Source organism: Saccharomonospora xinjiangensis XJ-54 (assembly GCF_000258175.1).
In the GTDB taxonomy this organism is placed as follows: Bacteria; Actinomycetota; Actinomycetes; order Mycobacteriales; family Pseudonocardiaceae; genus Saccharomonospora; species Saccharomonospora xinjiangensis.
In genome coordinates this window covers 2,737,083-2,752,501 of record NZ_JH636049.1, presented here as the reverse complement: position 1 = coordinate 2,752,501, position 15,419 = coordinate 2,737,083, and the positions used below count along the sequence as shown (strand labels likewise).

Below are 15,419 nucleotides of genomic sequence, written 5' to 3'. Positions count from 1 at the left end.
GGCACCGCCGTGCGCTCAGGGTAGCGCCGCACCGGCAGCACGCGCGGGAGAGCCGCGAAACTTACACAGCGTCAGCCTGTCGGCACGAATCGTTCTCGTGCCGGCTCAGCCGAATATGCCCGTCACACTTTCCACGAAACTGGCCACGAACTGAATGGCGATCAGCAAGAAGATCAGCATGAGCGTGAGCGCCACCGCGAATCCCGCCGCTCCGGACGACGGCCTCCGCATCCGGGGAGCCGCTCGCCCACCTCGCCGCACAACCCCGCCTGTGGGCCCGCGCCTTCGCAGGATGGGAGCGAGCAGTGCGGGTCTCGACGCTCTCACTCCCGCCTTCTGCGGTGGTATCTCCGCCGTCGGCTCGTCGTCGGCATCGGGGCCCGCATCAGGGCCGGCACCGGCGGGTGCCCGCGCATTCTGCTCCGCCAGCACGGTGGCCAGCTGCCGCGCCGCCTCGCGATCGACCTCGACGGGCTTCGCGACCTCGCCGCTCGCCGCCGCACCGTCGGCTCTGCCTGCCGCACCGCCCTCCGGCGCGCCACCCAACGGGTCGCTGAACGGCTTCGGCGGCTCAGGAGCCTGAGTACCGTCCGCGTCCACCACACGTCCTCCCATGGTCGGGCTCGGTGTGTGCGCCACCAGCGTTCTCACACTGCGTGGCACACCGCGTGCCGTGCGTTGACCAGGGTAGCGGTAATCCACGCCCTCGCCACCCGCTCATCGGAGCACAGTGTCGATCACTCGCCGTGTTCGGCGAAGGCCGGGCGCGAGCAGGTCAGCTCTTCGACTTCGTCGCCGACGCCGTCTTGCGCCGGGTGGTGGTGGCCTTCTTCTTCGCCGGCCCTTTCGCCCGCTTCTCCGCCAGCAGTTCGGCCGCCCGCTCCGGCGTGAGGTCGTCAACGGAGTCGGACTTGCGCAGGGAGGCGTTGTACTCGCCGTCGGTGACGTACGGGCCGAACCGGCCGTCCTTCACGACGATCGGCTTGCCCGACACCGGGTCATCACCGAGTTCCTTCAACGGCGGCTTTGCAGCGGCCTGCCTTCCCCTCCGCTTCGGCTCCGCGTAGATCTTGAGCGCTTCGTCCAGCGTGATCTCGAAGATCTGCTCCTCGCTCGACAGCGACCGCGAGTCTTTGCCCTTCTTCAGGTACGGCCCGTAGCGGCCGTTCTGCGCCGTGATCTCCTCGCCGCTCTCCGGGTCTGTTCCGACGACGCGGGGCAGGGACAGCAACCGCAGCGCGTCCTCCAGCGTCACGTCCTGCACCGACATCGACTTGAACAGCGAAGCCGTCCTCGGTTTGGCCGGCTTGGCCGCTTTGGCCTTCTTCGCCTTACCTGCCTTCGCGCCGTCCTCGCCCTGCTCCGGCTCGGGCAGGATCTCGGTCACGTAAGGACCGAAACGACCCTCCTTCGCGACGATCTCGTGGCCGCTGCCGGGGTCGGTGCCCAGCACCCGCCCCTCCTGCGGTGTCGCGAACAACTTCTCCGCGATCTCGGGCGTCAACTCGTCCGGCGGGAGGTCCTCCGGCAGGTTCGCGCGCTGCGACTGGCCATCGACCTCGCGTTCGAGGTACGGCCCGTAGCGGCCGACCCGCACGTAGACCTGGCGGCCCTCGCTGTCTGGGAACATCGGGATCGAGTTGATCTCCCGTGCGTCGATGTCCTCGACACCGGAGCCGACGAGCTTCTTCAGCCCGCCGAGCCTGCCGATCGAGCCGTCAACACCCATCTCGCCGCCGAAGTAGAAGCGCGACAGCCACTCGGTGCGCTGCTCGTCGCCTGCGGCGATTCGGTCGAGTTCGTCCTCCATCGCGGCGGTGAAGTCGTAGTCCACCAGCCGCTCGAAGTGCCGTTCCAGCAGGCCCACCACCGAGAACGCCACCCACGACGGCACCAGCGCGGACCCCTTCTTCCACACGTAGCCGCGGTCCTGGATGGTGTTGATGATCGACGCGTACGTCGAGGGCCTGCCGATCCCGAGTTCCTCCAGCTTGCTGACCAGGCTCGGCTCGCTGTAACGCGGAGGGGGCGAGGTGGCGTGCGAGTCGGGGTCGAGCTCCGTCGCCGTCAGCGCCTGGTCCCTCGCCAGCCTCGGCAGCCTGCTCTGCTTGTCGTCGGCCTCCCCTCCTGCCTCGGCGTCAACCGACTCGACGTACGCCTTGAGGAAGCCGGGGAACGTGATGGTGCGCCCCGAAGCCGAGAACACGCACTCCTCGCCGCTGGCCGCCGTGCCGGAGATCCGCACCGACATCGTGGTGCCCTTGGCGTCGGCCATCTGCGAGGCGATCGTGCGCTGCCAGATCAACTCGTACAGCCGGAACTCGTCGGACTCCAGCTCGGCCGCCACAGCGCCGGGGGTACGGAAGACCTCACCGGCTGGCCGGATCGCCTCGTGTGCCTCCTGCGCGTTCTTGACCTTGCGTGTGTACTGGCGCGGCTTGTCCGCGACGTACTCGGAGCCGTACAACTCGGTGGCCTGGCTGCGCGCCGCCGACAGCGCCGACTCCGACAACGTCGTGGAGTCGGTACGCATATAGGTGATGTAGCCGTTCTCGTAGAGCCGCTGCGCCACCCGCATCGTGCGTTCCGACGAGAACCGGAGTTTGCGCCCCGCTTCCTGCTGCAACGTCGATGTCATGAACGGCGCGTACGGCCTACGCGTGTAGGGCTTCTCCTCGACGCTCGTGACCCTGAACTCGCGGCCCGCCAGAGCTCCGGCCAGCCGGTTCGCATCGACCTCCCCCAGCACCCGCACGTCCTGCGACTGCTCCTTGAGCCTGCCGTCCGGGCCGAAGTCGCGACCGGTCGCCAGCCGCGCGCCGTCCACAGAGGTGAGCCGGGCTGGGAAAGAACGCGGCCCTGTCTCCCCCTGAGCCCCACCGGTGTCCATGACGGCGGAGATGTCCCAGTACGACGCGGACGTGAACCGCATGCGCTCACGTTCCCGCTCCACGATCACCCTGGTGGCCACCGACTGGACCCGGCCCGCCGACAGCTTCGGCATGACCTTCTTCCACAGCACTGGCGACACCTCGTAGCCGTAGAGCCGGTCGAGGATGCGCCGGGTCTCCTGCGCGTCAACGAGGTCCGAGTCGAGATCACGAGTACTTTCGGCGGCAGCGCGGATGGCCTGCTCGGTCACCTCGTGGAAGACCATGCGCCGCACCGGGATCTTCGGCTTGAGCGCTTCGAGCAAATGCCATGCGATGGCCTCGCCCTCGCGGTCGGGGTCGGTGGCGAGATACAGCTCGTCCACGTCCTTGAGCAGGCTTTTCAGCTCGCTGACCGTGGACTTCTTGTCCGGCGTGATGACGTAGAGCGGCTCGAACCCGTTATCGACATCGACTCCGAGGCGCGCCCACGACTGCCCCTTGTATTTGGCTGGCACGTCGGCTGCGCCCCTCGGCAGGTCCCGGATGTGGCCACGGGACGACTCGACGACGTAGTCGCTGCCGAGATACGGAGCGATCTTACGGGCCTTCGTCGGCGACTCGACGATCACCAGTCTCCGGCGACCGTCACCGCTCGTGCCCGTTCTCTTCGTCCGTGTCGTTCCAGCCACGCTGTCCCGCTCTTTCGCTCAAGATTCCATTCGTTCGACCAGCCAGTGTGCACGTTGTGCGCTCCCGCTGTCCGCTCAGGTGCTGCAACACACCGGCGCCGTCACGCGTTCCCGGCCGCTGAAGGAAGGTTTTTCGACCGCTCCTTTTCCACACCTAGCACGTGCCATACCGCCCGCATCGGCCGGGGCTATGGGTGACGAACCGAGCACCGTGAGTGGGGCTTCCTCGGCTGGCCGCCCAGCGCGCACCGACACGGGTTCCCCTGCCGCGTCGGGGGAAACGACCGATTCCAGGAACCGGGAGCGCCTTCAGGAGCAGGGGTGCCGTTCAGGAACCGGAAGCGCTTTCAGGAACGGAACTCTCAGGAAGCGGGAGAGTCGATCCGGGCGTCCTGCCGATTCGGGTGAAGTCCCGGCAGCCGACGCCTGCGCACTCGCCTCGTACAGCGCGGGCACCGCGTCGAAGCCGGTCGGCAGCCCGGCCGACGCCGATTACGCCGATGCCGCCCGACGGATTCTGCGCCACCGTCCGCACCGATGCGGGCATGACTCCGCCATCCTCGACGTCGAGGCCGACCATCACCTCCGGCGAGTCACCCGAGGCAGCCGAGGCCCGGCCTGCCCTGCTCGCCTCGAGGACCGGCGGCTCCGAATCGACAGGGCAGTCCGGACGCCGCCCCGCAACAGGCGGTCCCCGGCGTCCGCCTGTCGGACGGTCGCGACCGCCCTCGGCACAGCCAGCTTTGCCGTGCCGGGTCGGTTCCGGAGCGGCATTCCCGCCGCCGCCGACGCCGCACAAGGCAACCACCGCAGGCACTCCGGCCGCACCGCGCACAGGCGCCTCCGCGCGAACGCCCGACGGTCGTACTCCCGAGGGATCGCGTGAACCGGGCCGGGAGGGCAGAGCCACGCTCTCCCTCCCGGCCCTGCCGACCAGCCATGATCGTGTTCGCTGTGGCCGACGAACCACCCACGGCGACCGGGGACGCTACGACCTCCAGCGCGTAGCCGTGCTTACCCCGCGTGCGTTGGCGGCCTCAGGCATTCGCGGGGTTGTTCTCGGCGGCGGGTGTGTCGTTCATCGCCGAGGCCCGCCGCTTCGAGACCACGATCGCGACCGCGATGATCAACACCGAACCGAGTGCGATCGCCAGTCTCGCCGGTGTTGACGCGTTGTCGCCGACCGAGAGACTCACCACCGCCGGAGCGATGAGCAGCGACACCAGGTTCATCACCTTCAACAACGGGTTGATCGCGGGCCCCGCCGTGTCCTTGAACGGGTCGCCGACCGTGTCACCGATGACGGTGGCCGCGTGTGCCTCGGAATTCTTACCGCCGTGGTGCCCGTCCTCCACCAGCTTCTTCGCGTTGTCCCACGCTCCGCCGGAGTTGGCGAGGAAGACGGCCATCAACATGCCCGTGGCGATCGCGCCTCCCAGGTAGCCTGCGAGCGCACCGGTACCGAGCCCGAAACCGACGGCGATCGGCGCGAACACCGCGAGCAGACCCGGTGTGGCCAGCTCCCGCAACGAGTCGCGGGTGACGATGTCAACCACCTTGCCGTACTCCGGCCTCGTCGTTCCCTCCATGATCCCCGGAATCGTGCGGAACTGGCGGCGAACCTCGTACACCACCGCACCGGCCGCCCGCGAGACGGCGTTGACCGCCAAACCGGAGAACAGGAAGACCACCGCAGCGCCGATGACGACACCGACCAAGGTGTTCGGCGCGATGATGTTGCTGACGAAGGCGTCGCCGACCTCGTCGATGGTGGCCTGCGCATCGGTGAGCGCACGTCCGATGGCGTCGGAGTACGACCCGAAGAGCGCGGTGGCCGCCAGCACCGCCGTCGAGATCGCGATGCCCTTGGTGATCGCCTTGGTGGTGTTGCCCACCGCGTCGAGCTCGGTGAGGATCTGCGCACCCTCGCCCTCGCTCAGATCGCCCGACATCTCCGCGATGCCCTGCGCGTTGTCCGAAACAGGCCCGAAGGTGTCCATGGCGACGATGACACCGACCGTCGTGAGCAGGCCGGTGCCGGCGAGCGCCACGGCGAACAACGCGACGGAACCGCCGAGCAGGTAAGCACCGAACACCGCCGCACCCACGACGAAAGCCGTGAACACGGCCGACTCGAAGCCGACGGCGATGCCCGACAGGATCACCGTGGCCGCACCCGTCTCCGAGGTCTTGCCGATATCCTTCACCGGCTTGTGCTCGGTGCCCGTGTAGTAGCCGGTGAGCCAGAGGATCACGCCAGCGAGCACGATGCCGATGATCACCGAAACGGTCGCGATCACGGCGGGGTTGCCGTCGGCGCCGTCGAACGAACTCGGCAGGAACACGAACGACGCCACGGCCGACAACACCGCGGAGATGAACGCCGAGATGTAGAACGAGCGGTTGATGGTCGTCAGCCCGCTCTCGCCGGCGCGAGCCCGCGTGATGTAGATACCGATCACCGCGGTGATCACCCCGATGGCCGGGATGATCAGCGGGAACACGAGCCCGTGACCCGTGGTCGCGAACGCGGCGCTGCCAAGGATCAGCGCCGCCACCAGGGTGACGGCGTACGACTCGAACAGGTCCGCGGCCATCCCTGCGCAGTCACCCACGTTGTCGCCCACGTTGTCGGCGATCGTCGCGGCATTGCGGGGATCGTCCTCCGGGATGTTCTGCTCGACCTTCCCTACCAGGTCGGCGCCGACGTCTGCGGCCTTGGTGAAGATGCCGCCGCCGACCCTCATGAACATCGCGATGAGCGCGGCGCCGAAGCCGAAGCCCTCAAGGACCTTCGGTGCCTGTCCGGTGTAGACCAGCACGACGACCGAGGCGCCGAACAGCCCCAGCCCGACCGTGAACATGCCGACCACACCACCGGTGCGGAAGGCGATGCGCATGGCCTTCTCCCTGCCCGAAGGCTCCCTCGCCGCAGCCGCGACCCGCACGTTCGCTCTCGTGGCCAACCACATGCCGAGGTAGCCGATGAAGAACGAGAACGCCGCACCGACGAGGAAGAACACCGACCGCCCGATCCGCTCGCCGAGGTTCTCGGCGGGGAGAACGAGCAGCAGGAGGAACACGATCACACCGAAGACGGCGAGCGTGTTCCGCTGTCGGTTCAGATATGCGGCCGCACCTTCCTGCACGGCCTTGGCGATCTCCTGCATCTTCTGAGTGCCCTGGCCCGCGGCCAGCACTTCCTTGAGCAGGAGATAACCGATGACCAGTGCTGCGAGGGCGACCGCGGCGACCACGGCGACGATGCCGTAGTCACCTCCGGAAAGCTCCATGGAGCCCTCCGCGAGGAAGTGCCGGGCCATTCGTTGTCCTCCTGAGACGTCGCCTGTTGCCCGCGCCGGTCCCGGAGGCCGATGCGACCGGTGTGCCGACGCTGACAGTGGGATCTACGCCACTATTTGTGTGGTTCGGCGGAGTCTATTGGTAAAGGAGCCCATGCGAGCAACAGTGACGCAGCTCGCATACGGGTAAACAATCTGTGAAACTGATCACGCTCACAGCGTGTCCACGATCACATCACCGGATTGTGCGAAGCTTCGAAGGTGACATACCGGGTGACAAATCGACATTTCTCCGGCGTGGCAGCGTGGAACTCACCGAGAGCACGCGCCGCCTCGTCCACCCTGGAGTGTGTCGCGACGACGTGCGGCGAGCCCGAGAGGAGGCGGCAGTGACCCGGAGCGGGACGGCCGCGAGGGCAAGCCACCTACTGGCTCGCGCTACGGCCGGTGTACCAGATGACCGCTACCCGGTGACCCACATCGCCGACCTCGCCGCGAGAGAAGCCAGATTCGGCGATTGGCCCGAATGGGTGCCCTCCGCCGTACTCGACGCGTTCGTGTCGTCCGGGGTGGAGAAACCGTGGAGCCACCAGGTGGAGGCGGCGTCGGCGGCGTGGACACGGCGCAATGTCGTCGTCGCGACGGGGACGTCATCCGGTAAGTCGCTGGCCTACCAACTGCCCGTGCTGTCCACCCTGGCGACGGACAGTAAAGCAACGGCCCTCTACCTGTCACCCACCAAGGCACTCTCCGGCGACCAGCTACGGTCTGTGTGCGACATGAATGTTGCGGGCGTCCGGCCCGCCCGGTACGACGGCGACACTCCACAGAGTGAACGCGGATGGGTGAGAGACCACGCCCGCTGGGTTTTCTCGAATCCGGACATGCTGCACAGGGGCCTGCTCCCCGCTCATCCACGCTGGGCGCGCTTCTTCCGAGGACTGTCCTATGTCGTCGTGGACGAGTGCCACGGCTACCGAGGTGTGTTCGGCTCACACGTCGCGCTCCTGCTGCGGAGGCTGCGGCGCATCGCAAGGCGCTACGGAGCCGACCCTGTTTTCGTGCTCGCGTCGGCGACCACGGCGGACCCTGCCGAGTTCGCCACCCGCCTGATCGGGGACGACTGCGTCGCCGTGACCGACGACGGCTCACCGCACGGCGCCCGCACGGTCGCTTTGTGGGAACCGCCGCTGCTGGACGAGTTGACGGGCGAGAACGACGCGCCGGTGCGTCGCTCAGCAGGCGCTGAGGCTGCGCGCATCCTCGCCGAACTCGTCATCGAGGGCGCTCGAACGCTGGCCTTCGTACGATCCCGGCGGGGCGCGGAACTGACCGCTCTCGCGGCGAAACGCATCCTGGCCGAGGTGGCTCCCGAACTCGCGGACAAGGTGGCGGCCTACCGCGCCGGTTACCTCCCCGAGGAGCGACGCGAGGTGGAAGCCGCGTTGCTCGGCGGCGAACTCCTCGGGGTCGCCACCACGAACGCGCTGGAACTCGGCGTGGACATCTCCGGGCTGGATGCCGTTGTGCTCGCCGGTTACCCGGGCACCCTCGCGTCGTTCTGGCAGCAGTCGGGAAGGGCAGGCCGAGCGGGGGAAGACGCGCTCGTGGTGTTCGTGGCCCGCGACGATCCTCTCGACACCTATCTGGCTCACCATCCGAAGGCGCTGCTCGATCGCCCCGTCGAAGCCGCTGTTCTCGATCCGGCCAATCCGTACGTGCTCGCTCCGCACCTCGCCTGCGCGGCGGCGGAGTCGGCGTTGACGACGCCCGAACTCGACGATTTCGGCGGTGACGCGGCAAAGGCTGTGCTGGACTCTCTGGTCGCCGATTCATTGCTGCGCCGCCGACCGAGTGGCTGGTATTGGACGGCGAGAGACCGTCCACACGGTGATGTGGACATTCGCGGCTCCGGCGCCGAGCAGATCGCTGTCGTGGAGAGCGACACGTCCAGGTTGCTCGGCACCGTTGACGGCGCGTCAGCGTGTGGCACGGTGCACCCCGGCGCGGTGTATCTGCATCGCGGCGAGTCCTATGTGGTCGATGAGCTTGACTTGGAGCAGGGCATCGCCTTCGTCCACGCCGAGGACCCGGAGTGGAGCACCTCGGCGAGGGACGTGGTGGACATCGAGGTTCTCGACGTGAGCGAGAAGCTCGTCTACGACGGCGTGACGGTGAATCTCGGGCACGTCGCGGTAACCTCCCGGGTCGTCGGCTACCTGCGGAGGCTGCACACGGGTGAGGTGCTGGACCACGTTCCTCTCGACCTGCCCGAACAGGTACTGCACACCCGCGCCGTCTGGTACACGATCGACGATCAGCTGTTGTGCGGTCAGGGCAGGGAGCCGGGGGGCACCGGCGTGGAGCCGGCGCGCGTCCCCGGCGCCCTGCATGCCGCCGAGCATGCGGCGATCGGCCTGCTACCGCTTTTCGCGACGTGTGACCGGTGGGACATCGGTGGTGTTTCCACCGCAGTGCACGCCGACACCGGGGAGGCAACGGTGTTCGTGCACGACGGCCACCCTGGTGGCGCGGGTTTCGCCGACCGCGGGTTTGCCGCTTTCGTCCCCTGGCTCACCGCGACGCGAGAGGCCGTGATCTCCTGCGAGTGCCCGGCGGGCTGCCCGTCCTGCGTTCAGTCGCCCAAGTGCGGGAACGGCAACGAACCGCTGGACAAGGCGGGGGCGGTGGCCGTGCTGGACCTTGTCCTGGCCGCTGTCGGGGCAGCGACAGGACCCGCGCACGACCACACCCACGATCAGGCTGCGGACGGTTCGACAGGCAGAACCTGACGAAGAGCGTGCGGATGCGGTTCCCCTTCCAGTGCGCGCACAAGCACGTCGTGTACCACCTCCGCCGAGGGGAGCTTCCAGCCCCACACCTCGGGCTTGACCCGCCAGTGCACGACACCGTGACGGAAGGGCGTCGGCGGCAGCGGAACCCAGCTGCCCTCACCGTGCCATTCGATGCCCTCCGCGTCGGACAGCGTGCGAGGAACCCCGTTGGCCGACACGGTCAGGAAGAGCCACCGCCCGTTCGGCAGCGCCACGATGGGAGCGGGCTGCCCAGTCGCCCTCAGCAGCACGGCCGCACGACGCCCGAGTTGATCGTCCACCTCGATGGCGTCCACGAGAGTGCCCGTGGCGACGAGCAGGCTGTACGGTCGGCCTGTCCACCAGGCCGCGACCTGCTGCGGGTGAGCGCCGATGCGGCTCTCCCAGTCGTCGTGAGCGGGTGTCGGCCTTGTCCACATCGACGTCGCGCTCTGTGCCGCAGCACCGGGTTCGGCGTCCGGATAGGTGCCCGGAATCACCGGCCAACCTCGCCAGGCGAGGCCGATGGCCTCCGCTCGGAGTTCGATGCGGAAGGCAGCGCGCCAGCTATCCGGCCATACGGTGTCCAACATGTCGTACTCATGCCTCCTCGGGCTTGACCGCCGTCGGTCGTGGTGTCGCATCTCACTCAACGGCACCATGCAGAGCACGGGAACCGCTCACTCGGCAACCGGCGCCGGGTGAACGACGAGTGAGCAAAGCGCCAACATGGGAGGCGAAGTCGCCACCTCACGCGGGATGCCGGTCGTCGCCCGCTGCACCCCTCCCACGGGACGCTCAATTCTTCGCGAAGCCGTTGTGGTTTCGATGATTTGTGCCCGGCGCCCGTGGACCACCCGGCATCGGACCGTTCGTCGCCCCGAATCGACCGCTGCTCGCGGGCCACCCGCACCGGCCGACCTGTCAGCCACACGCCGACGAACAACCGGCTGCCGAACTCACCGGCGACCACCATGCGACTGAGCGGCCGGTACGGAACTCCACCGGTGCGCACACTGCCGAAATCACGCGCGCCTGCCGAACTTACCGACCACCACGGGATTCCACCGGTTCGGTCACCGCCAGACTCACCGGCCACCGGACTCACGAGCCACCGCCGAACTCACCGGCCGCTGTGCGACTCCACCGGTACGGACACGTGCTCAACCGGTCCTGCTCGGGCCCGTGCCGTGAGCGTGCCTTTCAGACCGACCGGCCCCCGTACATCCAACTGGACAGTCACCAGCGCGTCCCAACCGTGCAGTCGGCAATCCGAGACGTGCGTCGCCATCCTCTCTGCCAGCACGCTCGCGTGCGCGCACGCCCGCGCCTCTCCCTCGGAAGCATGCCCAGCTGCCGCGAGAGCTGACAGATCAGCGGCCCCCGCCGCCCGCTGGCGAGCCACCAGAACGGTCCCCAAAGTCCACAGTGCACCGAGGAGGACGAGTAGCGCAGCGATGGCGCACGCGGTCCACACCGTGGCCGCGCCGGACTCGTCTTCGTTACCCGTGACGGTGTCAGGGTGGACCATCGACCTCACCGGCAACCTCCTCGTCCACACCTGGCTCCAGCTCGGCGCGTGCCTCGGCTCTCACGACGACACCGGGCAGTAGCCCGCCAGCAGGGCGAACACTCACCCTGGCGACGACCGCATCTCCGTCACGTCGGACAGTCAGCGTCGCGCCTGCCGGGGCGCTTGCCTCGACCACGTCTTCCGCGGTCGGCACCCCTGCCCCTCTGGAGAGCGCTCTGGCTGCCTGGGTGGCGGCGTCCGTGCAACGCATCTGATCGACGACCGCCGCCACACCGGCGAGGACGAGGCCGAAGACGACGACAAGGGAACAAACGGCGATCGCTGCTTCCACTGTGACAGCACCGCGCTCAGCATTTCGTTCATCGGTCCCAGGCTCGTCGAACATCTAGGGTTCCGCTGAGAATGCCTGCTCGATGATGGAAGTCAGACCGTCCTTGGCCACATCACCACTGAGCACGATGTACAGCACGGCGGCGAGCGCGACTGCGGCCAGTGTTCCCATGGCGTACTCGGCTGTGGACATGCCGCCGTCCGACTCTGTGAGCACGCGGAGTTTCTTCAACATCGGGTTGAGTCCTTTCCTGATCTTCTCGTCACGGGAGAACGTGCAGTCGGCTGGCGAGGCCGAGTACAACGGGGATCACCCCCAGGCACAGAAACGCGGGCAGGAAGCACAGGCCGAGCGGCCCGACAACCAGCACGCTCGCCCGCTGCGCTTGAGCTTCGAGCTGATCGGCTTCGGTGAGCCTGAGCCGATCGGCGAGTGCGGAGGTCTGCCTCGCGAGCGCACTCCCGGACGCTGCGGTCCGGCATGCCGCACGCGCCAGGTCCGCAATGGCGGGATGGTCTCGGGCACGCTGCCAGGCCACTTCGGGCGTCGCACCGAGAGCCAGCGCATGCGAGGCATCTCGCAGAAGCCCGGCCACGGGGTCCGTCGCAACACGCGCTACCGCCGATACCGCCGTCGGCACCGGCATGCCTGCCGCCAGACAGGCACCCAGCAGGTCGAGCGCGAGTGCTGAATCACCGGCGGAGCCGATCTCCACGCGGTTGGGCGCGCGGCCACGGCGGGTCATCACCAGCCGGTGCACGAGGCGCCGGGCACAAGAACTGTCCGGCCTCGCGCCGTCCGGGGAGTCCGGGCGATCGAGCGCGTGGACCCGCGCGCTGTACATCGGCGGCCAGAGCAATATCGCGGCAGCGGCCAGGATCACAGCGCCGACCGTGCTCATGAGAGCGCCCCGCTGGTCAACCGAGCTGTCCAGGCGACCCCGGCCAGCAGCAGGAAGGAACCGATGACGAACAGCACTGCGCCTGCCGAGGTTCCGGTCAGCACACTTACCGGCCCGGCTCCCATGCCCTCCCCGAGCAGGACACCGGCCACGGGGAGCGCGGCCAGCACCGCGCCTCCCGCCCTCGCCCCGGCCAATCGTGCGTCACGTTGCCGTGCCGATCGCGCGCTCGCCGCGACATCCCGATGGACCGCTTCGAGAATGCCGGCCAACGGCACGCCGTGCAGGGCCGCGAGTGACCATGCCGCTGCCACCTGCGCCAGCACCCGATCGATCTGGGAGCACGCCCCACGCGCGGGCATCAAGCGCGACCCGGCATCCGGCTTTCCGTACAGCCGTACCGACACGGTGAAGCCACGCAGTCGTGCCGCCAGGTCGGGCCGGGACTCTCGCGCGACCGTTTCCACCGCGGCGATGGGGTCGGTACCCGCCCTCAACTCCACGGCAACGCCATGCAAAGCACAGGCGAGGCCGTCGAGGTCGGCCGCCACTGCCTGCGCTCGTGCTCTGCTACGCCGATGTAGCGCCAGAGCTGCCACGAGCAGAGCGCACGCGATGGTGACGGGGATTCCAACGAGAAGGCTGGACACAACAGCCGACAACACGGCCACCGCCGTGACAACACGACGGTCGCGGCGGCGTACATCCAACCGCTTCTGTCCCAGATTCCGTGTGAGCACGGAAAGCCGTTGCCCCGCAATGCCCGGCGGCCAGACCAGCAAGCCCACCGCCGCGGTGGACAACCCCGAGATCAACACGACGGCACTCCGGCCAATCTCGGCCGAGCGGTGCTCCGCCGCTGGAGAAGCTCGACGGTGAGGGGTGAATCTCGCTTCAGCCGCTCCCCCGGACGCCACGCGGTCTCCACCGTCACCACGCCGCGTGTGCGACTGAGCATGCCGATCTCGGCCAGCACTCGCCGTCCGGACGGCTCGCGGCGCATGTGCAGGACGACCTGGACAGCGGCTGCGAGTTGGCTGTGCAATGCCTCTCGGGAGAGGCCGCCGAGAGCGGCGAGAGCTTCGAGCCGCGCAGGCACCTCGGCGGGCGCGTTGGCATGCAGTGTGCCCGCACCGCCGTCGTGACCGGTGTTCAAAGCATTAAGCAGTTCGACCACCTCGCGGCCCCTCACCTCACCGACGACAAGGCGGTCTGGCCGCATCCGGAGCGCTTGGCGAACCAGTTCCCGCAACGTCACCTCGCCGACCCCTTCCACATTGGGCGGTTTTGCCACGAGGCGGACGAACTGCGGATGGCTGGGCTGAAGCTCACCGACGTCCTCGACGCAGACCACGCGTTCGGCGGGATCGACGGCACCGAGGAGCGCGGCAAGGAGCGTGCTCTTCCCCGAGCCCGTCGCACCGGACACGAGGAACGCCATCCGCGCCGAGACGATGGCCTCCAGCAAAGCGAGGCCCGCGTCGTCCACCGTGCCGAGCCTCCGCAGAGAACGCAGATCGTGCTTCGCCGGTCGCAGAACCCGAAGCGAAAGGCACGTGCCCTCAGCAGCGACGGGAGGCAGCACCGCGTGGAGCCTGATGCGTCCCTCGGGGCCGCTTCCCGGCAGCCAACCGTCCACGAAGGGCGCGGCGTCGTCGAGCCTGCGACCCGCCACGAGCGCGAGCCTTTGCGCGAGCCTGCGCACGGCCTCCTCGCCGGGGAACCGCACGTCGGTGCGGCGCAGCCCGTCGGGGCCGTCAACCCACACTTGATCCGGTGCCGTCACGAGTATGTCGGTGACGTCGGGCGACGCGAGCAGCCGTTCCAACGGCCCCACACCGACGAGTTCGTCGTCCAGCAGTTTGAGTGCGGCCAGTACGTCGAGATGACCTGCGACACCGCCTGCCTCTGCCCTCACCGCGTCGGCGACGGTTCTCGGGTCCATGACGCTCTGGGTGCCCGCGAGCCTGGCCTTGACCCGTTCGACGAGATCGGTACTCATTTCTCCCCCTCCTCGGTTCGCGCTCAGGCGAAGCACCCGAACACCCCGACAACGTTGCCTCTCGGATCTACCTCGGACAACGACCGACTTCCCCGCCTGTGGACAACTCGCGCCCTGTAGGCAACTTGTCCACAGGGGACCGCTGAGGCAATTCGAACGCGGTGTCGGTTTTCCGCCGGATACCGGGACGTCAGAGCAGCAAACTCGTTGGCATGACAGAACATTCGACACACACCGCAGGCGTTGCGCTCGTCACGGGCGGCAGCAGGGGAATCGGTGCGGCAACCGCGCGCCGCCTCGCATCCGACGGCTTCGACGTCGCCATCACCTATGTCAGCGGTGAGGACAAGGCTCGCGAGGTGGTGAGCGCCGTCGAGGCGGCAGGACGACGTGCGCTCGCCGTGAGGGCGGACAGCGGCGAGCCCGGCGCGATCGAGGCTGCCGTGGCACGCACGGCCAACGTGCTCGGCAGGCTCGACGTCCTCGTGAACAACGCGGGCGAGTTCCTTGTCGCGCCGCTGGAGAACATCACGCTCGACGACTTCGATCGGACCATGGCCGTCAACGTGCGCGCTCCGTTCGCCGCGGCGAAGGCCGCGCTTGAGCACATGCGTGACGGCGGCAGGATCATCAACATCGGAAGCAACATCGCCGAGCGCGCGATCTTCCCCGGCTTCTCCCTGTACTCGGCGAGCAAGGCGGCGCTCGTCGGGCTGGCCAAGGGACTGGGGCGGGAACTCGGGCCGCGCGGCATCACGGTGAACGTGGTGCACCCCGGCCCGACCGACACCGACACGAACCCGGCTGACGGCCCCAACGCGGAGACGATCAATTCGTTCACCGCTCTTGGCCGGTACGCCTCGCCCGACGAGATCGCCGCGGCGGTGTCGTTCCTCGCAAGCGACGGTGGCCGCTACGTGACCGGGACGGCCATCAGCGTGGACGGCGGCTTCTCCGCCTGAGTGCGACGGCCT

12 protein-coding genes are annotated in these 15,419 nt (G+C 68.2%); 2 read left to right on the top strand and 10 right to left on the bottom strand.

Features of this window, described 5'->3' with window-relative positions; all coding sequences use genetic code 11:
- Positions 1 to 105 precede the first annotated feature (105 nt).
- From SACXIDRAFT_RS12250 to SACXIDRAFT_RS12240, 3 genes are all read right to left on the bottom strand, one after another.
- Positions 106 to 615 (bottom strand): hypothetical protein, encoded by a 510-nt coding sequence (locus tag SACXIDRAFT_RS12250; protein WP_232285297.1) that lies wholly within the window; start codon positions 613 to 615, stop codon positions 106 to 108.
- A gap of 160 nt (positions 616 to 775) precedes the next feature.
- Positions 776 to 3,562 (bottom strand): type I DNA topoisomerase, encoded by a 2,787-nt coding sequence (topA, locus tag SACXIDRAFT_RS12245; protein ID WP_040922148.1) that lies wholly within the window; start codon positions 3,560 to 3,562, stop codon positions 776 to 778.
- A 1,037-nt stretch (positions 3,563 to 4,599) separates the two neighbouring features.
- Entirely contained in the window at positions 4,600 to 6,885 is a 2,286-nt protein-coding gene (locus tag SACXIDRAFT_RS12240; RefSeq protein WP_006238876.1) for a sodium-translocating pyrophosphatase, read from the bottom strand.
- Positions 6,886 to 7,253: 368 nt separating this feature from the next.
- Here SACXIDRAFT_RS12240 and SACXIDRAFT_RS12235 point away from each other — a divergent pair, with 368 nt between their 5' ends.
- Positions 7,254 to 9,656, top strand: coding sequence for a DEAD/DEAH box helicase (locus tag SACXIDRAFT_RS12235; protein ID WP_006238875.1), 2,403 nt, complete (start codon positions 7,254 to 7,256; stop codon positions 9,654 to 9,656).
- Here SACXIDRAFT_RS12235 and SACXIDRAFT_RS12230 read toward each other — a convergent pair.
- From SACXIDRAFT_RS12230 to SACXIDRAFT_RS12200, 7 genes are all read right to left on the bottom strand, one after another.
- Positions 9,623 to 10,270, bottom strand: a complete 648-nt coding sequence (locus SACXIDRAFT_RS12230) for a bifunctional DNA primase/polymerase (RefSeq protein WP_006238874.1) — start codon at positions 10,268 to 10,270, stop codon at positions 9,623 to 9,625. The two genes, SACXIDRAFT_RS12235 and SACXIDRAFT_RS12230, sit on opposite strands and share 34 nt — an antisense overlap.
- A 530-nt stretch (positions 10,271 to 10,800) precedes the next feature.
- Positions 10,801 to 11,208, bottom strand: a complete 408-nt coding sequence (locus SACXIDRAFT_RS12225; protein ID WP_040922147.1) for an Rv3654c family TadE-like protein — start codon at positions 11,206 to 11,208, stop codon at positions 10,801 to 10,803.
- On the bottom strand, positions 11,195 to 11,596 hold the full coding sequence (locus tag SACXIDRAFT_RS12220; protein WP_006238872.1) for a TadE family type IV pilus minor pilin: 402 nt from the start codon (positions 11,594 to 11,596) through the stop codon (positions 11,195 to 11,197). Before SACXIDRAFT_RS12220 ends, SACXIDRAFT_RS12225 begins: the two co-directional genes overlap by 14 nt.
- Positions 11,597 to 11,776, bottom strand: coding sequence for a DUF4244 domain-containing protein (locus SACXIDRAFT_RS12215; RefSeq protein WP_006238871.1), 180 nt, complete (start codon positions 11,774 to 11,776; stop codon positions 11,597 to 11,599).
- A 28-nt stretch (positions 11,777 to 11,804) separates the two neighbouring features.
- Positions 11,805 to 12,443, bottom strand: a complete 639-nt coding sequence (locus SACXIDRAFT_RS12210; RefSeq protein ID WP_006238870.1) for a type II secretion system F family protein — start codon at positions 12,441 to 12,443, stop codon at positions 11,805 to 11,807.
- Positions 12,440 to 13,261: a type II secretion system F family protein gene (locus SACXIDRAFT_RS12205; protein WP_006238869.1), complete on the bottom strand. Its 822-nt coding sequence runs from the start codon at positions 13,259 to 13,261 to the stop codon at positions 12,440 to 12,442. The genes SACXIDRAFT_RS12210 and SACXIDRAFT_RS12205 overlap by 4 nt, the downstream gene beginning before the upstream one ends.
- Positions 13,255 to 14,445 carry a TadA family conjugal transfer-associated ATPase gene (locus tag SACXIDRAFT_RS12200; RefSeq protein WP_006238868.1) on the bottom strand — a complete coding sequence of 397 codons (1,191 nt, stop codon included), beginning with the start codon at positions 14,443 to 14,445 and terminating at the stop codon, positions 13,255 to 13,257. Before SACXIDRAFT_RS12200 ends, SACXIDRAFT_RS12205 begins: the two co-directional genes overlap by 7 nt.
- Positions 14,446 to 14,657: 212 nt before the next feature.
- On the opposite strand from SACXIDRAFT_RS12200, the gene SACXIDRAFT_RS12195 reads away from it, so the two are divergent.
- Positions 14,658 to 15,407, top strand: coding sequence for an SDR family NAD(P)-dependent oxidoreductase (locus tag SACXIDRAFT_RS12195; protein WP_006238867.1), 750 nt, complete (start codon positions 14,658 to 14,660; stop codon positions 15,405 to 15,407).
- The last annotated feature ends 12 nt before the right edge of the window (positions 15,408 to 15,419 follow it).